Origin of the sequence: Brevibacillus sp. HB1.1 (assembly GCF_013332445.1) — a bacterium.
Classification (GTDB): domain Bacteria; phylum Bacillota; class Bacilli; order Brevibacillales; family Brevibacillaceae; genus Brevibacillus; species Brevibacillus porteri.
In genome coordinates, this window is record NZ_JABMIV010000003.1 from 489,660 (window position 1) to 511,969 (window position 22,310).

General features: G+C 46.0%; 27 protein-coding genes, 1 riboswitch and 1 other annotated feature. Of the genes, 19 read left to right on the plus strand and 8 right to left on the minus strand.

Translation table 11 applies throughout. The features are described 5' to 3' along the window. The first annotated feature begins 12 nt into the window (after window positions 1-12). From HPY27_RS12180 to HPY27_RS12190, 3 genes are all read left to right on the plus strand, one after another. Entirely contained in the window at window positions 13-747 is a 735-nt protein-coding gene (locus HPY27_RS12180; protein ID WP_106835212.1) for an AzlC family ABC transporter permease, read from the plus strand. Beyond that, window positions 738-1,070 carry an AzlD domain-containing protein gene (locus HPY27_RS12185; protein WP_106835213.1) on the plus strand — a complete coding sequence of 111 codons (333 nt, stop codon included), beginning with the start codon at window positions 738-740 and terminating at the stop codon, window positions 1,068-1,070. The genes HPY27_RS12180 and HPY27_RS12185 overlap by 10 nt, the downstream gene beginning before the upstream one ends. A gap of 104 nt (window positions 1,071-1,174) precedes the next feature. Continuing rightward, a complete protein-coding gene (locus HPY27_RS12190) occupies window positions 1,175-1,756 on the plus strand; it encodes a type 1 glutamine amidotransferase family protein (RefSeq protein ID WP_174225098.1) in 582 nt (193 codons plus the stop codon). A gap of 88 nt (window positions 1,757-1,844) precedes the next feature. Here the strand turns inward: HPY27_RS12190 and HPY27_RS12195 are convergent, their stop codons facing one another. Next, window positions 1,845-2,414: an SF0329 family protein gene (locus tag HPY27_RS12195; RefSeq protein ID WP_174225099.1), complete on the minus strand. Its 570-nt coding sequence runs from the start codon at window positions 2,412-2,414 to the stop codon at window positions 1,845-1,847. Between the two features lie 421 nt (window positions 2,415-2,835). Between HPY27_RS12195 and HPY27_RS12200 the strand changes: the two genes are divergently transcribed. Then, complete coding sequence (locus HPY27_RS12200; protein WP_174225100.1) at window positions 2,836-3,366, plus strand: GNAT family N-acetyltransferase; 531 nt, start codon at window positions 2,836-2,838, stop codon at window positions 3,364-3,366. A gap of 219 nt (window positions 3,367-3,585) precedes the next feature. On the opposite strand, the gene rlmD is transcribed toward HPY27_RS12200, so the two are convergent. Further along, on the minus strand, window positions 3,586-4,974 hold the full coding sequence (gene rlmD / locus HPY27_RS12205; protein ID WP_174225101.1) for a 23S rRNA (uracil(1939)-C(5))-methyltransferase RlmD: 1,389 nt from the start codon (window positions 4,972-4,974) through the stop codon (window positions 3,586-3,588). Window positions 4,975-5,153: 179 nt separating this feature from the next. Here rlmD and HPY27_RS12210 point away from each other — a divergent pair, with 179 nt between their 5' ends. The 3 genes from HPY27_RS12210 (at window position 5,154) to yhfH (ending at window position 7,597) form a co-directional block, all read left to right on the plus strand. Continuing rightward, window positions 5,154-5,495, plus strand: coding sequence for a hypothetical protein (locus HPY27_RS12210; protein ID WP_017250110.1), 342 nt, complete (start codon window positions 5,154-5,156; stop codon window positions 5,493-5,495). A 152-nt stretch (window positions 5,496-5,647) separates the two neighbouring features. Beyond that, window positions 5,648-5,907 (plus strand) — a binding site (T-box leader). Between the two features lie 99 nt (window positions 5,908-6,006). Further along, window positions 6,007-7,254 carry a threonine ammonia-lyase IlvA gene (gene ilvA, locus HPY27_RS12215; RefSeq protein ID WP_173622776.1) on the plus strand — a complete coding sequence of 416 codons (1,248 nt, stop codon included), beginning with the start codon at window positions 6,007-6,009 and terminating at the stop codon, window positions 7,252-7,254. Window positions 7,255-7,435: 181 nt separating this feature from the next. Continuing rightward, a complete protein-coding gene (gene yhfH, locus HPY27_RS12220) occupies window positions 7,436-7,597 on the plus strand; it encodes a protein YhfH (RefSeq protein WP_017250112.1) in 162 nt (53 codons plus the stop codon). A gap of 117 nt (window positions 7,598-7,714) precedes the next feature. Here the strand turns inward: yhfH and HPY27_RS12225 are convergent, their stop codons facing one another. Next, window positions 7,715-8,020: a hypothetical protein gene (locus HPY27_RS12225; protein ID WP_174225102.1), complete on the minus strand. Its 306-nt coding sequence runs from the start codon at window positions 8,018-8,020 to the stop codon at window positions 7,715-7,717. A gap of 155 nt (window positions 8,021-8,175) precedes the next feature. Here HPY27_RS12225 and HPY27_RS12230 point away from each other — a divergent pair, with 155 nt between their 5' ends. From HPY27_RS12230 to HPY27_RS12240, 3 genes are all read left to right on the plus strand, one after another. Next, window positions 8,176-8,748 (plus strand): hypothetical protein, encoded by a 573-nt coding sequence (locus HPY27_RS12230; RefSeq protein WP_174225103.1) that lies wholly within the window; start codon window positions 8,176-8,178, stop codon window positions 8,746-8,748. 94 nt (window positions 8,749-8,842) lie between these two features. Further along, a complete protein-coding gene (locus HPY27_RS12235) occupies window positions 8,843-9,406 on the plus strand; it encodes a biotin transporter BioY (RefSeq protein ID WP_017250115.1) in 564 nt (187 codons plus the stop codon). A gap of 110 nt (window positions 9,407-9,516) precedes the next feature. After that, window positions 9,517-10,857, plus strand: a complete 1,341-nt coding sequence (locus HPY27_RS12240) for a cytochrome P450 (protein ID WP_017250116.1) — start codon at window positions 9,517-9,519, stop codon at window positions 10,855-10,857. A gap of 190 nt (window positions 10,858-11,047) precedes the next feature. Here the strand turns inward: HPY27_RS12240 and HPY27_RS12245 are convergent, their stop codons facing one another. From HPY27_RS12245 to HPY27_RS12255, 3 genes are all read right to left on the minus strand, one after another. Further along, window positions 11,048-12,433: a sensor histidine kinase gene (locus tag HPY27_RS12245; protein ID WP_017250118.1), complete on the minus strand. Its 1,386-nt coding sequence runs from the start codon at window positions 12,431-12,433 to the stop codon at window positions 11,048-11,050. Further along, window positions 12,434-13,153, minus strand: a complete 720-nt coding sequence (locus tag HPY27_RS12250; protein ID WP_007721564.1) for a response regulator transcription factor — start codon at window positions 13,151-13,153, stop codon at window positions 12,434-12,436. It abuts the gene before it with no gap. Window positions 13,154-13,368: 215 nt separating this feature from the next. After that, window positions 13,369-13,890 (minus strand): C40 family peptidase, encoded by a 522-nt coding sequence (locus HPY27_RS12255; RefSeq protein WP_017250119.1) that lies wholly within the window; start codon window positions 13,888-13,890, stop codon window positions 13,369-13,371. 4 nt (window positions 13,891-13,894) lie between these two features. Continuing rightward, window positions 13,895-14,034, minus strand: a riboswitch (cyclic di-AMP (ydaO/yuaA leader). Between the two features lie 319 nt (window positions 14,035-14,353). Here HPY27_RS12255 and HPY27_RS12260 point away from each other — a divergent pair. The 7 genes from HPY27_RS12260 to prpE all read left to right on the plus strand — a co-directional run bounded on the left by HPY27_RS12260 (window position 14,354) and on the right by prpE (window position 19,893). After that, window positions 14,354-14,758, plus strand: coding sequence for a LiaF transmembrane domain-containing protein (locus HPY27_RS12260; RefSeq protein ID WP_017250121.1), 405 nt, complete (start codon window positions 14,354-14,356; stop codon window positions 14,756-14,758). A gap of 63 nt (window positions 14,759-14,821) precedes the next feature. Further along, window positions 14,822-15,517 (plus strand): PspA/IM30 family protein, encoded by a 696-nt coding sequence (locus HPY27_RS12265; RefSeq protein ID WP_017250122.1) that lies wholly within the window; start codon window positions 14,822-14,824, stop codon window positions 15,515-15,517. Window positions 15,518-15,611: 94 nt separating this feature from the next. Then, window positions 15,612-16,190: a class I SAM-dependent methyltransferase gene (locus HPY27_RS12270; RefSeq protein WP_017250123.1), complete on the plus strand. Its 579-nt coding sequence runs from the start codon at window positions 15,612-15,614 to the stop codon at window positions 16,188-16,190. Between the two features lie 14 nt (window positions 16,191-16,204). Next, complete coding sequence (gene liaF / locus HPY27_RS12275; protein ID WP_174225104.1) at window positions 16,205-17,095, plus strand: cell wall-active antibiotics response protein LiaF; 891 nt, start codon at window positions 16,205-16,207, stop codon at window positions 17,093-17,095. 13 nt (window positions 17,096-17,108) lie between these two features. Further along, on the plus strand, window positions 17,109-18,257 hold the full coding sequence (locus HPY27_RS12280) for a HAMP domain-containing sensor histidine kinase (RefSeq protein ID WP_174225105.1): 1,149 nt from the start codon (window positions 17,109-17,111) through the stop codon (window positions 18,255-18,257). Window positions 18,258-18,264: 7 nt separating this feature from the next. After that, complete coding sequence (locus tag HPY27_RS12285) at window positions 18,265-18,894, plus strand: response regulator (protein WP_007721557.1); 630 nt, start codon at window positions 18,265-18,267, stop codon at window positions 18,892-18,894. A 174-nt stretch (window positions 18,895-19,068) separates the two neighbouring features. Then, window positions 19,069-19,893 carry a bis(5'-nucleosyl)-tetraphosphatase PrpE gene (gene prpE / locus HPY27_RS12290; RefSeq protein ID WP_173622779.1) on the plus strand — a complete coding sequence of 275 codons (825 nt, stop codon included), beginning with the start codon at window positions 19,069-19,071 and terminating at the stop codon, window positions 19,891-19,893. 14 nt (window positions 19,894-19,907) lie between these two features. On the opposite strand, the gene HPY27_RS12295 is transcribed toward prpE, so the two are convergent. Further along, a complete protein-coding gene (locus HPY27_RS12295; protein WP_173622780.1) occupies window positions 19,908-20,690 on the minus strand; it encodes an N-acetylmuramoyl-L-alanine amidase family protein in 783 nt (260 codons plus the stop codon). Window positions 20,691-20,851: 161 nt separating this feature from the next. Here HPY27_RS12295 and HPY27_RS12300 point away from each other — a divergent pair, with 161 nt between their 5' ends. Beyond that, the gene (locus HPY27_RS12300) at window positions 20,852-21,082 is read left to right on the plus strand and encodes a YneF family protein (protein WP_012684742.1); all 231 of its coding nucleotides are present in this window, start codon (window positions 20,852-20,854) and stop codon (window positions 21,080-21,082) included. A gap of 21 nt (window positions 21,083-21,103) precedes the next feature. Continuing rightward, window positions 21,104-21,283 (plus strand): hypothetical protein, encoded by a 180-nt coding sequence (locus tag HPY27_RS12305; RefSeq protein ID WP_017250129.1) that lies wholly within the window; start codon window positions 21,104-21,106, stop codon window positions 21,281-21,283. A 50-nt stretch (window positions 21,284-21,333) separates the two neighbouring features. Here the strand turns inward: HPY27_RS12305 and HPY27_RS12310 are convergent, their stop codons facing one another. After that, complete coding sequence (locus HPY27_RS12310; protein ID WP_174225106.1) at window positions 21,334-22,215, minus strand: LysR family transcriptional regulator; 882 nt, start codon at window positions 22,213-22,215, stop codon at window positions 21,334-21,336. Between the last annotated feature and the right edge of the window lie 95 nt (window positions 22,216-22,310).

The following is a 22,310-nucleotide window of genomic DNA, read 5'->3' on the forward strand; positions in this document are numbered from 1 at the left end:
AGGAGGGATAAAATGGGTTTAGCGAATGACCGAATCGAAACGGTGGCAGATGTAAGAGATAAGGATACTTTTCGCCAAGGTATAAAAGATTGTGTCCCTACGTTGTTGGGGTATTTAAGTATTGGTTTTGCTGCTGGTGTTATAGAAAGGACAGCGGGTCTTAGTATAGCTGAGATAGCTCTGATGTGTTTAATTCTTTATGCTGGTTCAGCCCAATTTATCGCTGCTGGTATGATGGCAGCAAGCAGTTCGATTACCACCATTATTATTACGATTTTCTTTGTTAATCTTCGGCATCTTTTACTTAGTGCAGCCCTAGCACCATATTTTCGGCATCTTTCTCCGCTTAGGAACATGCTAGTAGGGTCTCTACTTACCGATGAGTCATTTGGTGTTGCTATCAACGAAGCTGCAAAAAAGAATTACATTAGTGAAAAATGGATGCACGGTCTAAATATAACGGCTTATCTAAACTGGTGCGCAGCTAATATAGCCGGAGCATTCTTCGGACAATGGATTTCAAATCCTGAAAAATTTGGTTTGGATTTTGCTTTGACAGCGATGTTTATTGGACTTTTGGTACTTTCGATGTTAAGTCGAAGGAAAATGAAACGTGATGTGGTTGTTGCGATAATCGCAGTTGTTATTGCTGTGGGAGCCAGTTCAGTGTTGTCTGGCAGTATGGGAGTTATTGTTGCTACCATTTTTGCTTCAACGATAGGGATGGTGATGGAAAAATGGAAGTAAGATGGGATGTTTTTTTGGTGATTGTAGGAACAGCTATTGTTACATTCATCCCTAGAGTCCTTCCTCTTATGGTACTGAGTCGTTTTCAATTACCAGAGTGGGCAACACGATGGTTAAGCTATGTCCCCATATCTGTTATGGCTGCTCTAGTAGCGCAAGAGATATTTAAACATGATGAAAAAATTTCTTTTTCCACTAATAACGTTGAACTTTTAGCAGCTATACCAACCTTTTTCATTGCGATAAAAACACGTAGTTTATTGGCAACTGTACTCGTAGGCATTATTGTCGTGATGGTTTTACGTTTTTTGTTTTCATCTTGATCGCTTCAAGATGTTCATGTAATTCCGTTTTCTTTCCTGACCATAACTGTCAGTGAAGTTGTTTTATAATTGATTTGTAAAAACATGACAAGGAGGGAATCACTTTGAAGGAAGTGTTCATTTTTATTACGGATGGCTTTGCTGATTGGGAGGCAAGTTACGTCAGTTCTGAGCTAAACAAGCCAGGCACAGGATATCGTGTAAAGACAATCGCCATTGATCAGGAACCGAAAGTTTCGATGGGGGGGGTAACGGTCCTTCCAGATTATAGCGTAAGCGAATTCGATTCGAATTTGGATATCGCCATGTTAATCATACCTGGTGGAACGGGATGGAGAGAAGAAAAGAATCAGCAAGCAAAAGTAGTGGTTGAGTATTGTGTGAGCAAGGATATTCCTGTCGCTGCCATCTGTGACGCTACGACTTTTTTAGGGAATCACGGATTTTTGGACAATCATAGACATACAGGCAATACGTTACCTTATTTGAAGGAAGGGGCTCCGAACTACAGAGGAGATCAACATTATGTAGACGGTCAGTCAATCCGTGACGAGAATCTCATCACTGCGAATGGAAGCGGTGCATTGGAGTTTTCAAGACATATCTTGGAGAGATTGGGTGTATTAGAAGGCGATGAATTGAATCAATGGTACGAATTATTTAAAAAGGGCTACTTTCCCTCCTAACAGTTTGGTTTGATAGGAAAGCACCAAAGCATACACGCTTGGGTGCTTTCCTATATTATTCAGATACTCATTTACACGATATTTATTTTCACAATGTACTAAGCCGTAATTCATAAAAATACTGCACAATTGGATGCTTTAACTTCATCTTCTCGGACATATTTAAAATCCTCTTTTTTCCAACTCTTCTGTCCACCAAGGCTAGAATATTTAATAAGATATCATTGCTCTCTATGCTTTCCTCTATAGAAATAGATAAAAACCTATTAGCCACAACGATAAAATTTGATTTACTTAATGATGCCTGTGCTGACACAAGCTCCTTTGCATATTCTGATATTTTTCTACTTCTTGCAATTACTTTTAGACGATCCTCTGGAACGATTCCCTTGGTATCTTTTCTGACCGCTTCAATTTCTTCATTGGTGATAGGAATTTGGATATCTGAATCATTCTTAATTTCCTGCTCCGTCTGATACCATTTGATTGAGCTAGTTGTATCACTCATATTAAGTACGTTCTTTTTATCTACGGCAATATAACAAATTCCGGATTTATCAGGTAAATAACGGTAACCGGTTGCACGGTATTCGACCCTTCCATCTAATGCAGGACAGAGAAAGCTCTCCAGTTGTTTCTTCACTTTGCTCCAGGACATGTATCCTCCTAAGTTCTCAAGGCCTTCTACGAGTATTTGCGGCAGTTACTCTTTTATTAACAATTATGCGTAACTTCTAGCTCATTATTGGCATAGATTGTTCCGTAAGTAGCACAAAGTAACATACCACCGCAAACCTCGCTGCTCACTTGAAAGTTTATGTTGTCTTCATATGTGTCTATGCTATCAGCTCTATTGGATGTCTTTATAAATTGAACTTGGACTATATAATCTGGGTAATCTTCACTTCCTTTATCTTCATCACCATTTTCCCAATCGACAAAGTTAATGTTACTAGCTAAGCTTTTTAATTATAGTCTTACGTTCATCGAAAAAAACATTTAGTTAACTATTAACAGGTGAAAGAATTTCATGTATGTGGATTTCATTAATTGAAGGTAGGTATTCAAGGGGGAGAACGATGTACATATATTTAGAGTTTGAAAATAAAATGGTTGATGAATTAGTAGAATTTTTAACATCAGAAACATGGAGTTTTCATGGACAGGAGAATCCTACTGAGGAGTCTATAAGAGAAAATTTAGCCAACGGAAATTATAACGAAAATGGGAACCAAACATTTTGGATCATGGATAATCATACAAAAATTGGTTTAATAAGAGTTTTTGATTTAGAAGATCCCATATGTTTATTCGATTTGCGATTGAAAGAAAAGTTTAGAGGCAAAGGAATAGCAAAGGATGTCCTTAATTGGTTGAGTACTTATATATTCAATAAATACACTCATATTATTAGAATCGAAGGTCATACTAGATATGATAATTTTGCGATGAGAAAAACGTTCTTTAATAGCGGATTTGTAAAAGAATCTTATAATCGTAGATCATGGAGACAAAGCGGACAATTATTTGATTCTGTTGGGTATGCAATGATAAGAGAAGACTGGGAGAACAATACCAAAACAATAATAGAAGATACCTTTCCATACTAACTTAAAGGACGCATAGATGAAGAAAGTTTCTGAAATGTATTTGGTTGTAATTGATCATAGATATTGCAGAAGGTTCTTCATACTGTTATATGATCTTCTTTTAATAGGCGCTATTGTTGAAAAAAAGTTATCAGAAAACAATTCCACACTATTTTTCGATTACCCTAAAATTTAGCCCCCTTCATTAGGAAAAGGGGGCTTTTCTCACTGCTACATTTTTTATTTATCTTTCCTTACGAGTAGTGAAACCGACTCCACATGCGCCGTATGCGGGAACATATCCACCGGTTGCACGCTCTTCAACTCATACCGCTGCATCAGCTTCCCAACATCCTTCGCCAGCGTAGAAGGATTACAAGACACATACACAATCTTCTTCGGCTGCACATCCAACAAGGAACGAATCAGCGCATCATCCAGCCCAGTCCGCGGCGGGTCGACTACGACGACATCCGGTCGAGTCCCTTGCTTGGCCCATTTCGGCATCAAGACCTCCGCACGACCCACGTGAAAGCTGGCATTCGCCGCTTGGTTACGCTGTGCATTGCGATTGGCATCCTCTACAGCCTCAGGAATCAGCTCGATCCCGCGAACCTCACGGGCATAAGGAGCGAGCCACAAGCCAATCGTCCCTGTACCACAATACAAATCGAGCACGAGCTCTTTTCCGGTCAGTCCAGCAGCCGTTTTCACCTGATTGTACAGCTTTTGCGTCTGCTCGGGATTCAATTGGAAGAAGGCACGAGCAGACAAGTCGAAGGATAGCTCACCCAGCTTTTCAGCAATGGAAGCCCTGCCCCATAAGGATAATGTCTTGTCACCGAAAACAAGCGATGTTTTTTGCGTGTTTACGTTTTGCGCGATTCCTACCAGCTCAGGCAGTCTCGTACGGAGCTCCAAAAGTAGCTCCTTCACTCGTGGGATTTCTGGGGTAGCCGTTACAAGCGTTAATTGCGTTTCACCCGTGGCAAAAGCGACACGAGCGACGATCGTGCGGATGACGCCCGTCCGTTTTTTCTCGTCGTAGATCGGAATCCCGAGCTCTTCGATGATTTGTTTCGCGGTTTGGACGATTTTCGTTGTCGCTTCATGCTGCACCTGACAGCCTTCCAAATTGACGAGCTTGTGGCTACCTGTTTGATACAGTCCAGCGATGAGCTTGCCATTTTCCTTGCCCACCTGAAACTGTGCTTTATTTCGATACGACCACGGGTTATCCATACCAATCGTAGGGGAGACTGGTGGCTGATTCATTCGAGCGTACTTGCGCAGTGACTCGATGACGATTTCCTGCTTGCTCGCGAGCTGTGCGGCATAATCCATGTGCTGTAAGCTGCATCCGCCACACTCCGCATAGACTGGACAGAGAGGCTTCGTGCGAGAGGCTGATTTTTCAACGACGCGTAAAAGACGCGCGGTCGCGTATTTTTCTCTTGCCTCGGTCACCTCTGCATGGACGACCTCACCAGGGAGAGCACCCTCTACGAAAACGATTTTTCTTTTAAAATAGCCGATCCCTTCGCCATTAATGCCCAAGCTCTTGATCGTGAGCGTCATTTGCTGGCCGACACGGATGCTGGCGTCTTGTTCTTTTTTATGCATTGTCATCTGTTCCGTTCTCCTCAAGCAATTCAGTATTTCCCTATTATAGAGCATTACGAGAGAGGTTGCATGTATGCGAGAAGGTCTAGAGTGCCTCACAAAGCCTCACAGATAATGGTAACTTCCTGTCCAGCTTTGTTTTTGTTATAATAGTGCGGAGAATAATGAGGGAGTTGTGACGCTAGATGCAAGATCTATTTGAAAAAATGAAAGAATATCTCAACATGGATACTGAGATTTCTTTTGACGAGTTTGATGGCTACTACAAAAAGGTAACCGCGTTTCTAAACGATAGCTGGGAGACGTTGAACGAGGAAGATACCATGCTCATGCTGTTCATCCTCGACAACCTCAAGTCGAACGGTGAAGATCGTTCCAAGCGCAAAACCAAGGAAGCGAAAAAATACGCAAAAATGGCGCAGCGCACTGAGATTTGGGCAAATGCACTGATCGGCCGTCTGCGTGAAGCTGGTTTGACTGATGAAGAAATCGGCAAGCGTTACGAAGCGATTTACGAAGCAGTATAGGATGTAGCGAATAGAAAAACGGGTACCGTTTTGAGTGAAATAGCTCGAAAGGTAACCCGTTTTTTTGTCATGGCTTTCCTGCCAAATAACAAGAAGATTGACAACTTGTGGGTTTCGGCGTAGAATGTTTAACTAATTCGAATAGTTCGTATGTATGAGCGTTGAAAAGGAAGAGTAGAAACAGTAAGCAGCGTGCAGAGAGCCGTTCCCTGTGCTGAAAGAATGGTCGCCAGCCTGTTTTGAAAATCACCTTGGAGCATTGTCCTGGAAAATCAGCTTGTCTAGCCAGTGAGTATAGGACAACGAATTCGTCCTCGTTATCGGACGGGAGTTTCATAGTGAACTTCCTAAGTCTGTTTTTCGTGAGGAAGACAGAGAAGCTGAGTGGTACCGCGATGCCCTTGCCTCAGCCAGCCGTGCGCAAATTGTGCGTAGCTGGTTTGGGGCGGGGGCTTTTTGATTTGGTCTGGTCCCTACTACAAAAGAGAAGGTACTTAGGAGGAACATATATATGCATACGGTCAGAGTGGAAGACATCGTAGTAGCCAATCATGCTTTGAAAGATGTGGTGGAGAAGACTCCCTTGCAAAAAAACAAAGTACTGTCTGAGCGTTACGGCTGCAACGTGTATTTGAAAAGAGAAGACTTGCAGGTGGTTCGTTCCTTCAAAATTCGCGGTGCTTATCATTTTATGCGGAATCTTTCGACAATGGAGCGAGAGCGTGGTGTCGTTTGTGCAAGTGCGGGCAATCATGCGCAGGGTGTAGCCTACTCGTGTAACCATTTGCAAATCAAAGGCACGATCTTTATGCCAGCGACCACCCCACGTCAAAAAATATCGCAGGTCAAGCTGTTTGGTGGCTCCTATGTAGAAGTTGTATTGATCGGTGACACCTTCGATGATTCATTCGCAGAGGCGATGAAGTATTGCATTCAGGAAGATCGGACCTTTGTCCACCCGTTTGACGATCCATTGGTGGTAGCCGGACAAGGAACCGTCGGACTCGAGATTATGAATGACATGGAAGAACCAGCTGATTTCGTCTTTATGAGTATCGGTGGAGGTGGATTGGCAGCGGGTGTGGGAACGTACGTAAAAGGCATCAGCCCAAACACACAGATCATTGGTGTGGAACCAGCCGGAGCAGCTTCGATGCAAGCCGCTTTGGAACAACGCGACGTTGTCACCTTAGATGAAATTGACAAGTTTGTCGATGGTGCAGCCGTCAAGCAAGTGGGGCAGCTCACGATGAGTATTTGTCAGGAGCTGCTGGATGACATCGTGCTGGTGCCAGAAGGCAAGGTGTGCACAACCATTTTGGAGCTGTATAACAGCAATGCCATCGTCGTAGAACCTGCAGGTGCCCTTTCGATTGCGGCTCTCGATTACTACCGGGATCAAATCGCTGGGAAAAACGTAGTGTGTGTCATCAGCGGTGGAAACAACGACATTGACCGGATGCAAGAGATCAAGGAACGCTCCCTGCTGCATGAGGGATTGAAGCACTATTTTGTGATCAATTTCCCACAGCGTGCCGGAGCCTTGCGAGAGTTTATGGAAAAAGTACTGGGGCCGCACGATGATATCACACGCTTTGAGTATACGAAAAAGAACAACAAAGAAAATGGTCCAGCGCTGGTTGGCATTGAAATGAAATGCAAAGATGACTATCAGCCGTTAGTCAGTCGGATGAAGCAGCATGGTATCCGCTATGTAGAGATTACGCATGATCCATATTTGTTCAATTTGTTGATTTAGGTCCTTGTGTTACAACAGATGCGGAATTTGCAAAAATGTATGAATACAGCGAAAAAAGGAGCAATGAAGAGAGAATGAGCGAGAGAGAAAGATAAATCGGCGTAATGTATTATAACAAACTTTTATAAAACAGATGCTGTTGTAATACAATACAGATAATAACACACGGGGGGTTTTAATCATGACGCCGATCACTACTTTCTTTCGCAATCTCGAAGCAAAATGCTGTGCTGCTTGCGGTCAGATGATCCACGAACAAGCAGAATCGTATGCAACTGAATGCACACCATGCCAAGAGCAAGCATCCTTTGACGCTTACAAGTACTATCATCAAAAACGCTAAGTCGAACATGAATACTGGATAAAACAGGTGTACCACAGGGCATGAGCCATGGCAGGTATACCTTTTTTTTGATTCAAAGAAAAAGCCGCTGTTCCATAACAACGGCTTTTTCGCATGTCAGCGCGGTTTCTCGGCCTGTTTTGCAGCTTCCTGCTTGACGTAATCAATCAGCCCCAATTGAAAGCCTTCCTGTGTAAGGAGACGTTTGGCTTCGTACGTACTCGCATAGTAGGCTTGGACATGAGGATCGTTGTCCAAAACGTAACGACACGCCTGATCACGAGACAACTCCTGGTACCAGTCTGTCTGTTTGATTTGGGCGACGAGATCCTCATAGGCAGGTTCCGGCTTTTTCCATGGATTCAAACGATGAATAATTTCACCAAGGATTGCAACAACGATTAGAATTCCGATTAAAAACATAGCTGTCACCTCAAAGGTTGATCACTCTCATGGTACCACTCTCCTGGAGGCACCGCCATGGGGAAGTCGGTCTGCTTGCAAAACAAGTAGAAAGCAGGCATGCTATATACTGTAAATAGAAAGGGCCCGATTGCTTGGGATAAGGAGGGCGCGAGATGTTTCATCCGCTTGTTTTTGACAATATCAGGGTTGTGTTGGAAGGTGCGGTATACGACCGGGACTTCGAAGGGGCAATTACGATTACGAACCGTTCGGATGTCATGGATATGGCTACATTCCATCGACAGTTTCAGATCCAGTTCAAGCTGGCTGATCAACATGATCATACCGCAGCTGTTCGTGCTGAGATGCAGCTTCGTACTCAGTTAGCTGATATTGCAGCCGAGCAGCTAGAACAGCCGTTGACAGATCATATCGGATGTACGATTTGCATCCATTTTTACTTGCAGATGGAAGATTACAGAGATGTGCCCGCAGAAGCGAGAGAAATCACATCGATTCTCAATGACATCTGGGGGCAGCGTCCGTATATTACACAGAAAGTATCGGCTAAGCTAGAGGAGCATCGAATCGATTGGCCACCGAAGCAAATAACCAACCAGGTGACGCTGGACTTTCATCGAAAAATTGATGAAGGCAATATCGATGACCTGAACGAATTAATCGATTATACGGTTCAGTCCCTTCAAAAGCTGCAACTATACATGGATCAACAAGCAAAAAGGTAAGCGGACAGAACGGGGATTTACAAAAGGGCAGATGCGTATTATTATTTTGTTAACCTTATAACATTTTCAGTTAACAAAACGGAGGCTAGTACGCATGAGAAACGAACGCTTGAGATGGCTGTTGCTCTCTGCCATCTTTGCCGCAATGACAGCGGTATTGTCGCAGGTGACTATTCCCTTGCCGTTGATTCCGATTACCGCGCAGACGTTAGCAGTAGGGCTGACGGCGACCATTTTGGGAAGACGATACGGGACACTGGCTTTGGTTATTTACGTTTTACTCGGTGCAGTCGGATTGCCTGTATTCAGCGAGGCAAAAGGTGGATTGCAAATATTGGTCGGTAAATCAGGCGGGTACATATTTGGGTTTATTGCAACCGCTTATGTGACCGGACTCTACCTGGAGAAAACAAGATTCAACCTGAAAAACGCCATTATCGCCAATATCATTGGCATGTTTGTCACACTCGCTTTTGGTACAGTACAACTCAAATATGTCATGGACATTCCATGGGATAAAGCTGTCGCATTTGGTGCAACACCTTTCCTCATTGTAGGCGTTGTCAAAGCAGTTCTGGCTTCTCTGATTGGCATCAAGGTCCGCGAGCGACTGATTGCTTCTCGTCTGTTGCGTACAGATCAACCTGTTACACGATAAACAAAATGATTTCGTAAGCCATCCGAAGTTCGGGTGGCTTTTTTTCGCATAATCTCCTTATCGTGCCGGATACTATCGGTAGGATTTTGCATGTAAAAAGGAGGAGACACATGAATATCACGATCACCGGCCCAAAAGGCCTTCCGATCTCAGGGAACTTGATGGCATTTCGCCGATCGCCGCTTCAGTTCATCCGCGACGCTGTAGAAGAGCATGGAGAAGTCGTCCATTTTCGCTTTGGTCCTTCTCGCCATGTTTACCTGTTAACGAATCCGGATCATATCAAAGAGGTTTTGGTCAGCAAGCAGGCGCATTTTCGAAAAGGAAAAGCATTGCAGTCCGCACGACCTGTCGTAGGGGATGGAATTCTCACCAGTGAAGGAAAAAAGCATCTACGACAACGACGGCTTATGCAGCCAGCTTTTCATCGAGAACGTATCGCCAGCTACGGAGAGGTGATGGTCCGGCAAGCAGTTGATCTTATGTCGGATTGGAAAACCGGGGAGCTGCGCGATATTCACTCGGACATGATGAAAGTAACCCTTGCGATCATTACGGAGACTATGTTTGGCAAAACCGTCAAGGAAGGTGCCGATCAGATTGGGCATGCCATCGATGTCGGTTTGAAATACGTGGCTAATAAAGGCTCCTCTTTTATCGACATTCCTTTGTCCGTACCTACTAAAAGCAATCGGGAGTTCCTGGAGTCGAGTGAGCTGCTGGACAAAACGATCTACTCCTTGATCGAAGCTCGTCGTAATAGCGAAGGAGAAGAGCACAAGGACTTGTTGGGGATGCTTTTGGCTGCGCGTGATGAAGATGATGGGGAAGGAATGACAGATGAGCAGGTGCGCGACGAGGTCATGACCATTTTTGTAGCTGGTCATGAGACGACTGCGAATACCATGTCGTGGATTTTTTATTTGCTGGCTACCTATCCCGAGGTGGAGAAAAAACTGCATGACGAGCTGTCAACCGTGCTGTGTGAAAAGCTGCCGACAGTAGAGGACCTACCCCAGCTGAAGTATACGAATCTCATTGTACAGGAAACGCTGAGGCTCTATCCAGCAGCCTGGACGATCAACCGGGAAGTGGTAGAAGAGGTGGAGATCGGCGGTCAAACGTACAAGCCAGGTGAAACACTGATGATGAGCCAATATGTCATGCACCGTAACCCACGCTATTATGAGCAGCCTGAACAATTCATTCCAGAGCGTTTTGACAGCGACCTTTTAAAAAGAAATCCAGCTTATGCTTATTTCCCGTTTGGCGGTGGGCCGCGTGTTTGTATCGGGAACAACTTTGCTTTGATGGAGGCAGCTTTGCTATTGGCAACCATCGCGCAGCGATATCGACTACGACTGGCTGAACCAAATCAGGAAGTGGAACCCGAGCCGTTGGTCACCTTGCGTCCAAAGAACGGATTGCCGATGCGTTTGGAGAAGAGATAGAAAAAAATGGAAATAGAGGGCAAAAAAAGAGGCATCTTGTCACTACGGTTTCGCCGATTGTGTCAGATACCGAACTGGGGGTTATTTATCACTGAAAGCAACATGCTTACAAAAATTATTTTACTAGTAAAATATAAAGAAATAATTAACTGAGAATAAATCTATATAAAGTAAGGGTAGCTTGTGAAAGCTACCCGTGGAAGAAGGGGATGGTGAAGGAGAAACTGCTTCCCATTCCCAGTTCACTGTTTACCATCAAATCTCCGCCGTGAAGCCGGACGATACTTTTGCAAATCGTCAAGCCTAAGCCCGTACCGCCACTGTTGCGATTTCGTGATTTTTCCGCCCGATAAAACTTGGTAAAAATCTTCGGCAAGTCTTCAGAGGCGATTCCTTCTCCTTTGTCGATCACAGTAAAAAGGACATGTCCTTCTCGCTGATCACATGTAAGGTAAATGGAGCCATCTGGTTTGTTGTAGTGAATGGCGTTGTTCAACAGGTTTTCCATGACACGTCGCAGCTTGGTCTCATCCGCTTCGATGTGTAGTTCATTAGAGATACGCAGCTTCCAGTGAAAGGTGAGGCCTGCCTCTTTAATCCTCGGCAAATAGTCCTCAATGATTCCTCTCAAGAAGCTTTTGACATGAATACGATTAATGTTGAGTCGGACTTCGGAGCTTTGGGCGGTGAAGTCCTGCAATTCATCGAGCAGCTTTTCCAAGTCCGTCGTTTTTAGCTCGATTTTGCTCATCTGTTTCTGTATTTTGGTCATATCCGTCACACGACCGGAGCCGATATATGACGCATACCCTTTGATCGTGGTGAGAGGTGTGCGGAAGTCGTGGGCGATCGACGCAATCATTTCGGCCTGTCTTTCTTCCGCTAAGCGAAGCTCATCAACCATATCCCCGAAATATCGAAAGAGTTGCCCAAATTCATCATGCGAGCGATACGTAAATGTCACTAACCGTTTCCCTTCCTGGATTTCTTGGGTGACGCGCGATAATTCGTTCACAGGCCGTAGTATCCAGCGAACGAACAAAGCGAGCAGAACCAATCCCACCAGACTAATGCTTCCGTAAATAAACCAGAGCATCATGGAAACCCCTGTCGTAGCCATCATGTCGTAATCATCTGTGTAGAAATAAACAACGATCTCCCCTGTACGCGGTGGCTCCTGCTGAAAGTGGTACTCAGCTACCACTTTGAGGTCATTTTGCTTGGAAGAATCGCCACGGTTTGATGAGGAGGGAGAAGGCATTTTCAAATTATAGGCGCGCGATGTTTTGCTGTAGATGGTGTTTCCATTGGCATCCTTCACGAGCATGCGGTACATCACGTCGTCTGGCAACTGCTTCTCAAGCTCCAAACGTTCGATTGGGTCCTTGAAATTACTGACGAGAAGCAGTTGATTGAGCATGACCTTCTCTGCGGCTTCCTTCTCAGCCTGATACTGATTATGCCGATCATTTTTGAGTTGAGCGACAATAATGTCTTGAAAAACAAATTTAAACAACAAGATGTTGAGTGTGATCAAGGCAATGAAGGAGAGAAAAATTTTATTACGTAAGCTCATTTAAAGCTTCTCCCCGATAAATACGTAGCCTGTCCCCCATTGTGTTTTAATAAACTGACGCTCTGTTTCCAGCTTTTCCCGGAGGTTTTTGATATGGACGGTCACTGTATTGAGCGAGCCATAACCATATCCCCAGACACGGTCATAGATTTGCTCTCTTGTAAAGACGATGCCCGCATTTTCTGCGAGGAATGTGAGCAGTTGAAATTCTTTTGTAGAGAGCTCAATCTTTTGATTACATACATAAACGGAATACGTTTCTTTATGAATTTCTAGGTCCTTGAATTTCAAAACGGTAATCGGAGAAGAGGCTGTTTCCTTCTCAGGCTGCTCTTCCGTATGCTTGCGAATGCGCTCATAGCGACGCAGGTGGGCACGAATGCGAGCGAGCAGTTCTTCTGTATCAAAAGGCTTCGTGATGTAATCGTCTGCGCCGATTTCGAAGCCGACTACCTTATCTACCGCTTTTCCTTTTGCACTGAGAAACAGTATAGGCAAATCCCACTCACGGCGAATCTGAGAGCAGAGCTCGTAGCCACTCATGTTGGGCATCATAATATCCAAAAGGATCAGGTTAGGTCGCTCTCCTTGGCTGAGCAGGGAGAGAGCATCTTCTCCACTCTCTGCGGAGGAAACGGTGAAGCCCTCGTTCTCCAAAATGTCTTCTAGCAGTTCAATAATCTCCAGATTGTCATCGACAATTAAAATGTGATCTTTCACCGGAACAACCCCCAGTTACTTCTATTAATAAGGAATACCATTCAAAGAATGGGTCTTGTCTATCATAACATGCTTTGACCTCATCAGGGGAAGAAACCCCGTAAGTTATTAAGTTGTTCTAATATGTAAGGGTACCTCTTTAGACCAGGTACTAAATTTCGTCAGAAAAAGCCAGAGACATTGTGTCCCTGGCTTTTTATTATTTTGCCGAACGACTATTTTTGAGCTGGTTTTTCCGGCAACGATGCAGCTTGCACCGCTTTTACCTTTTTCGGAGTTTCTGCTTTCGCTAGAACAGGAGCACTGAGACGCTTAGCGCCTACATAACGTTTGCTCCAGTAGTATGGATCGTTCAACTTGGTGTTGACGACTCCACGACCAGATTCCGAGTGCACGAATGTGCCGTCTCCAATGTAGATACCCACGTGAGAAATGCTGCGACCGTTCGTATTAAAGAACACGAGATCGCCTGGCTGCAAATCTTTTCTGGCTACCTCTGTACCTAATTCGTACTGGGAAGCAGAATTGTGAGGCAGGTCTACACCTAACGCATCAAATACGTAGCGCGTGAAACCGGAGCAGTCAAAGCCCTTTTTGGACGAGCCGGAAGATTTGTAAGGGGTACCGTACAAGTCGCTGACTACTTCATTGAGAGAATTCTCCTCAGCAGCCTGTGCAGCGCCTGCCCCCATAGCAAGCATTCCAGCCATAAATAAAGATAAAACCACCTTGCGCAAAAGAAACTGCTCCCTTCGTGAGCCTACGAGGTTAGCTGAAGGGTTCGGTCGAAAGGACGCCCTAGGCTGCTAGGAGTAGCAACCATTCACCCCAAAAACGTGGTTCCCCCGTTTCCGCCAAGCGGAATTCGGCTATTTTTCGATGTTTTTTTACACGCACTCTTACGAAGATTCTACGCCAGTCCTTTTTTTCCTTCTTTTTCATCCGTTAGTTCACATATTCGTCACAAAATTACCGTCAAATGCTGTAACGTTTTCGCTCGACAGAGCAAGCCGCCTTTCGACGCAGGCTTGTTCTGCCTTGCGCGACAGCTCGTCCGATTAGGGCAGGAAATTGTCTCCGTCCAAGGGCGGAGGGAAAAACCAACCGCACGCCCGTTATGGGAAGCCTATACCGAGGGCTACAATAAGGGCATAACGTTCCACAAGCACCACATGCAAAACGAATGGAGGTAAGCGAGTAATGAGCGAACGGTCTGGCAAAGTTCTACTCGGGCTGGTTCTGCTGCTAGTCGGTGGGTTGGTTCTTCTAGATCTGGTGGGTATCGATATCGGAGACTTGCTCGGGTTCATCATTCCCGGTGTGATCATGATATACGGTGCCAAAAAGATTATGGGACAAACCGGTTCACGCTTTTGGGGAATCCTCGTCTTTCTATTCGGGTTCCTGATGCTGATTGGCAAGCTTGACCTACTGTTTCACGCGCTTCTGGCCATTGGGGTAATTTATCTGGGATATCGCTTACTGCGTCCCAGTCAAGAACCAAAGCAAGCTCCACCTACTTGGGAGCGTGAATGGGCCCAAAAAGTATTAAAGGAAGATACGCTAGACACTTGGGAGAAACATGTAACACGAAGACAACAATAACGCTACGTCGCAAGAGTCTTTTGGATGAACAATATGATGTGATATGATGAGGAGGAAAAAATAATGAGTATCTTTAAACGTTTGCGTGACCTGACAGTAGCTTCGGTGAATGATGCATTGGATTCGATGGAAGATCCGGTAGTAATGCTGAATCAATATATGCGTGACATGGAAGTAGAAATCGGACAAGTTGAAGTAGCGGTTGCCCGTCAGGTTGCACTGGAAAAGAAATTCCGCCAGCAATTGGATGAAGCCAATGCTCTGATTGAAAAACGCGATCGTCAAGTCAAGCTCGCCTTGACTGAGGGAGAAGACGAGTTGGCTCGTCGAGCACTCGCTGACAAGAAGCAGTACGAAGGCCGTGCAGCGGAATACGAAGGTCTTTACCTGTCAGCATCCGAGGCAGCTTCGCAAATGCGTGAGAAGCTGGCTGAGCTGAAGGAAGAGTTCTATAAAATGCGTGCGAAAAGGTTCACACTGATGGCACGTGCACAAGTAGCTCGTACACAAAAGCAAGTCAATCAAGCAGTTGTCGGTATCGGCAATCAGTCCGCAGGCCGTGGCTTCGCCCGCATGGAAGAAAAAGTGATGCGCATGGAAGCAGAAGCGCAAATGAGTGGACAATGGAGCCAAACGAACCGCGCTTGGGAGAACGCTTTGTCTGAACTGGAAAAGGATGATCTCGATGCAGAACTTGCCAGCATCAAAGCATCCATTAATGAAGTAAAAACACCGGTAGCCAAACCAGTACAATCCTAATTCGACAGGAACTGGGGGACTAGGTGTAGAATAGATTGTGTCAATTCGGCAGCCTGTGTACATCAGGCTGCTTTTCCCCTAGGAGGTACGATTCTTGCAGGACTTCTTGGTCTTTTTGCGGCGGTTTATCGCTGAGCCTGGACGCGTCGGTAGTATAATCCCCAGCTCTCGTTTTTTATGTGAGCAAATGTTGAAAAACGTCGATTGGGCTTCAACCGATGTGATCCTGGAGCTGGGACCTGGTACAGGGGCATTTACCCAAACGATCTATCAGCGCTTGCGTCCCGGCACACATTACGTGCTTGTGGAACGAGATCCCCATTTTCGCTCTATGCTTCAATCACGTTTTCCCGATCTTCCTATCAGGGAGGAAGCGACTAAACTTAGGTCTTACTTGGAGGAGCAGAACCTTGCAGGTGCAGATGTTATTATCTCAGGTCTGCCATTCGCCAATTTTCCACAAGAGCTGCGGGCAGCAATTCTGGACGAAGTTCAATCTGTACTGAAGCCAGGGGGCCTGTTTATTACATTCCAATATTCGCTACAACTCCAAGCTGAGTTGCAGGGTCGTTTTCCCTGGGTCAAGATCGACTTTACCCTGTTGAACATTCCGCCTGCATTCATCTATACATGTCGTAATGGTCAAAGTGAAAACGATCAGCATGGGGCGTGAGAGAGGAGACTTTTGTGAAACTGTCCCGTTTGCACAAAATGTTGGCTGGTATCCTGATTATTTTTACGGGAATCGGCCTTTTATTAGACAGTTTGGGTATCATTTCGTTCGGTCTGTTTGATTTGTGGCCGATGGTGCTTATTTATTTCGGCCTTCGTTTGTGGGGGCAGAAAAATCGGATTGGCGGAGGGATTCTATTCTCCCTGGGGACCATCATCGCGATGGATATGTGGTTTGGTGTCGGGGTTGATGATTTGTTCCAGATTGCAGTGCCAATCGTGTTTATTTATTTCGGGTTTCAGTTGATTCGGGGCAAGAACAGCAGACGAGATCACCGTGTGAATCAACCATTGGGTGATACGGGGACCTCATCTGCTGCGGAGACGATTGTGACAAGTGATGCGAGTGTTCCGAGTGACGTGAAGGTTTCCACAGAGGAGCGCCCTTGGCTAGACAGCTGGAACAAATGGAAGCATGTTGGTGGCAAAATTCCACATCACGAAAGAATGTCTTCATCACCTGACGACACGTTGCCAAAAGATTCCCGCAGTTCTCTGATTGGAGATTATCACCTGACCTCGGGGCGTTTTGAACTGAATCACTTGCATGTCTGGCATGGAATCGGGGATGTTGTGATTGATCTTTCCCGGGCAGTGCTGATGCGGGATGAGGCAGTTCTTGTCGTAGAGGGCTGGATAGGCGATGTGACGATTTATGTCCCTGTGGATCTTCCTGTATCGGTAACAGCAGGGTTGAGTATTGGTGACCTGGAGGTGCTAAGCCACCGTCAGGGAGGTATCAATCGCAGTGTTAAGATTCGTTCAGATCAGTATGATGAAGCATTGCAAAAAGTAAACTTGCATATCTCGCTGCTTGTCGGCGATATAAAAGTCAAGTACATCTAGGAGGTACTGGCGGATGCGTCGACAGCGATTGGCAAGTATTCAGTGGCAATACGTGCGCTATGGCATGTTACTGGCCGTCAGTGCAATTACTGCCGCGTTTATTTGTTTCTTTTGGCTATACTTTTTATGGAGAGACCACCCCGGGATTCATCGGTGGTACAACGAAATGATTAGCGACCGCAACTTCATGTGGTGGCTTCAAGAATATATAGGCATCAATCTGCCTGCCGATCCAGAGGGCTTGATTCAGCTTGCTGCTTTTGTTGTCTCTTTGCCTGCAGGTGTCTTAGTGGCATTGATCATTTCCTATATCATTGGCAATTTGTTGAAAAAGAGACTCAGTGTATTGTGGGAAGCTGCCATGAAGCTTGGGCGCGGGATGCTGTCGTATCGGGTTCCAGAATTGGGCGTCGATGAAGTCGGCGAATTAGGATGGCAGATCAATCGCTTGGCTTCACAATGGGAAGAGCAAGTGGCATCTTTGCAGCGGCTGTCGAACCACAATGCGGCTCTCGCAGAGCAATTGAAGCATGCAGCGGTAACAGAGGAGCGACAGAGATTGGCGAGAGAACTGCATGATGCAGTCAGTCAGCAGCTGTTCGCCATCGCGATGACGACTGCGGCGATGAAACGGCTTGTAGAAAAAAATCCGCAACGTGCAGCACAACAGATTGAATTGGTCGAAGAGATGGCAGCAGCAGCACAAGCGGAGATGAGGGCATTGCTCTTGCATCTTCGCCCGGCTACGTTACAAAACAAGTCATTGAAGGAAGCCATTCTGGAACTTTTAGATGAGCTGACGCGTAAAAATACCATGCAGCTGTCTTGGGAGATCGAAGACGTCGAAGGCTTGCCGAGTGGAATTGAGGATCATTTGTTCCGTATTTTGCAGGAGTCCTTGTCCAATACATTGCGGCATGCCAGAGCTACCCAGATTACAGTGAAGCTGTTTACGCTGCAAGAGCAGGTTCGCCTGCGAGTATCGGATGACGGTGTTGGTTTTGATCCGGATGGGGAGAAAATGACGTCCTACGGTTTGCGCAGCATGCAAGAGCGCGTAGCAGAGGTCGGAGGCTCTATGGAGATTTACTCGGCAATTGGGAAGGGGACGCAAATTGAGGTCCGTATTCCTCTAATGTCACAGACGGAACGGGAAGGGTGAAGGCTAGGTGATTCGGGTACTACTGGTAGATGATCACGAAATGGTTCGGATGGGTCTGGCTGCTTATTTGTCTACAGAGGACGATATTGAAGTCGTAGCAGAGGCAGGCAGTGGAGAAGAAGGGGTGCGGATGACGCAAGAACTGCGCCCGGATGTCGTTTTGATGGATTTAGTTATGGAAGGCATCGGCGGTGTGGAAGCGACTCGGCGTATTCGTGAAAGCTGTCCATCCAGTAAGGTTATCGTCTTGACCAGCTTTATTGATGACGAAAAGGTATATCCGGTCATTGAAGCGGGGGCATTCAGCTACTTGCTGAAGACTTCGCGTGCAGCCGAGATTGCAAAGGCAATCCGCTCTGCTGCGGCGGGTGAGCCAGTTTTGGAATCGAGGGTAGCAGGAAAAATCATGGCCCGTTTCCGTCACGGTCAAGAGTCCCATCCCCATGAGCAACTGACGCCGCGTGAGTTGGAGGTTTTGAAGCTGATCGGTCAGGGCAAGTCCAACCAGGAGATTGCAGATGAGCTGATTATCGGGATCAAAACGGTCAAGACTCATGTGAGCAACATTCTTGCCAAGCTGAATGTGGAGGATCGCACGCAAGCGGCCATTTACGTGCATACGCATAGCTTAGGCTAATCACATAGCATCATGTATAAGTAAACGCGCCAAAAAGCTCCTCGGTAAACAGGGGCTCTTTCGCGCGTTTACTTGTTTAAACAGTTTTCTTGTATACAAACCGTGAGTTTTTTTCGTAGATGTGGTAAAGATAGTAAGTAACGAATGAGAGATTACGGAAAGGAGGGACGGGTTATGAGGCACAAACCTCAAACACGCTCCAAGGTGCTTTCGGCTGACGATGGTGTGGATATCGTTGGAGATGTTCACGGTTGTTACGACGAATTTATAGAATTGCTCAAACGCTTGGGATATGAACAAACCCCAGACGGGACCTATCGCCATCCCCACGGCCGAAAGCTCCTTTCCCTCGGTGATATCACGAGTCGTGGACCTTACTCAATCAAAATGCTGCAATTTTTTCACCATCATGTCACGGCAGGCCTGGCTGAGATGGTGGATAGTAATCATGGGTGGAAAGTAGCCCGCTGGTTGGATGGCAGACCAGTGACATTGGCACATGGAGATGAAAAGGTAGAAGAGGAGATTCGGCTGTATCAGCAAGAATACGGGCCGAAGAAGGCCTCCTTGCTACGAGAGCAGAGTCGCAGATTGCTATTTTCTTCTCCTTCGCACATGATCATCAAACGGAATGAAAAAATAGTAGCAGTCGCCGTTCATGCGGGGATTCGTGATGATTACATAGGGATGGATTCACCTGCGGTCTACACGTTTTGCCGATATGGCGATGTGGCAGGGACGGGACCAGATGGACGCCCGATCCGCAGAGAATGGGCAAAAGAGAGAAAAGTGACCTCGCCCATCATCGTATGGGGACATGATCCGCATCCAGAACCAAAACGAAAAAATGGCACCATCAACATCGACCAAGGATGTGTGTTCGGCGGAATGTTAACCGCCTACCGCTACCCAGAGGACGAATTGGTGAGTGTGCCAGCAAAGAGAAATTATTCGGGCTTAATGGATACGCCGCTGACCCGTTTTAAGACCGACGATTAAACGGAGACGTTACGTTACGTTTTGAGCTTTTCGAATAAACGTTTTAGGATGACAGCCTGTGCCCAGAGCGGCAGAGGCTGGTCAGGCTGCTTACGCCATTGTTCGTCGGTTAATAAGCCTTGATCATACAGCCAGTTGACAGCTTCCTGCTTCCAGTCAGGGACCGTCCCGTTTCCAGGAGAAGTGGTGGGAGCAAGAGTCGGTGCTGCAGTAGGTTTTGGAGTAGAAGTAGGAGACGTAGGGGGCTGGTAGGGAAGTTTGGCGTACGTGCAAAATGCTCGGACTACCCCTTCCGCGAGATCTCGCCAATCCTGTTGCAGTTTATTTGCGTCCAAAGCATTGTCAGCAAAGCCGTACTCGACGATAACCGTCTCTACGCTGCCAGTCTCCCGGTGCATGAAGTAGTAATCGAGCCGCGGATTATCTGGCAGTGTCCGCGTAAAAATGCGTCGATTTGGCATCCCTTCCGCTGCCAGGGCATCCTGGATCAATTGGGGAAAGGTTGGGGACCCGTAAATCGAGTAAATGACCTCGGAGCCTCGACCGCCACCTGAGTTAATGTGGTTCGCTATACAGTAGCGAGCACCGCTGTTGCGAACCAGAGCAGTCCGAGCTTCACTTGTCAGAGTCACATCGGTTGTCCGTGTGATAGCGACAGGAATATTTAGAGCCAAAAAGCGATTATATTGATAGAGCGATATTTGCAAATTCATATCTTTCTCGGTAAACTGCGTGTTGTTTCCTCCACCTGGATCGCTGCCACCGTGTCCAGCGTCCAGAATCACAATTGGAGCCATAGTTGCTTCACCTCTTGCTATTAGAATATGCTTGAGACAAAGATATTGTTGAGGGCAGTGTTCTCATTTTCCAAGTTTTCTAATCACAATTTACAGAAGATAGCTCAACTATGGTACAATAAAAGAGTTCATAATTACGTATAGAGGATGGTAATGTATTGATGGCTTGGTACAACTGGGTAATTCCAATTGTTACATTGTTAATCGGTCTCGCTGGTGGATTTTATGGAGGGACTTATTTATTGAAAAAACAAATGTCCAACATGCAAATGGACGACAAGCAGCTTCAAGCCATGGCCCGTTCAATGGGGATGAATCTCAACCAAAAGCAGCTTAAACAAATGAGCCGTACGATGAAAAACATGAAAATGCCAAATAAATTCGGGAAGTAGCGTGAAAGGGAGTGTCGTTTGATGGGGGCGACCCGGCTGCGCTACACGATGATCGGTTTTATAATCGGGGTGTTTATCGTGTATTTGAAAGACCTGCCGCTTGCTGAAGGAACTCGGTTTGCGGCCCCTTTTTACGGAGCGGGGATTGGACTGCTCATTGACGGCATTATTTTACGTATGAAAAAAAGAAAACAAGAGTAGGGGAAGAGCCTGGCGAATGATGCCAGGCTTTTTTTCTTTTGGGAAGGGGCTTATTTTTCAAGAGAATCAGCAAAATACTGGACGATAAAATCACAGAATTTGCGTGCTGCCAGGGAGAGATATCTTTTTTCGTGACGAATCATTTGAAAATGTCGCTGGCAGATCGGGTGTTCGATCGGAACCATGACAAGGTGAGGGTCTTCTTCTCGACTGATACAGCCATAGAGGGCGATGCCAAGACCTGCGCGGACCAGCTTTTGTATAGAGCCTGGATCATCTACCCGACAAGCGAATTTGGGGGTAATCCCTGCTTTTTGAAAGAACTGATCGTACAGCATTTGGATGGGAAAGTCCTCCCTGTAGCCGATAAATGACTCTTCAGCCAGCTGACTTAGACGAATACTGTTTTGTTTGGCTAAGTGATGTGTGCGGGGGACAGCTACATGAATATCTTCTTTCAATACGGGCGTAGTCAAAACATCCGGCACTCTGATCGGCAAATGCGTGAAGCAAATATCCACTTCGCCTGACTCCAGGAGGGTTGCCATTTCTTCGATGCTGGCTTGCGTGATCTGGAAGTGTACATCGGGATGGAGGGCGAGAAACTTCCCCAACGGTTCTGATAACAAATCCAAGGTTGACGTTGCCAGATGAATACGACCATGTTCCATTCCGGCCAGATCCGATACGACTTTTTGACCTTCCTCCAACAAGTTCAGTGCTTTATCTACACGCTCCAGATACGCCTTCCCAAATGTATTCAGCCGAATACGTCCTCGCTCGCGGTCGAATAACGGAACCCCGACATCCTCTTCCAACCGAGCAATGGTTTTGCTGAGAGCAGGCTGAGCAATCCGCAGCTCTTGGGCGGCTTTCGTCATATGCTGCCACTTGGCCACTGTCCGGAAATAGTGCAATTGCAACAATTCCATTCGATTCAACTCCATATACTCAGGTATATCAACTGCATATCAAAAGATATATTTTCGTTTATTTTAAAATCATTATAAACTACATCTAGCAAGGC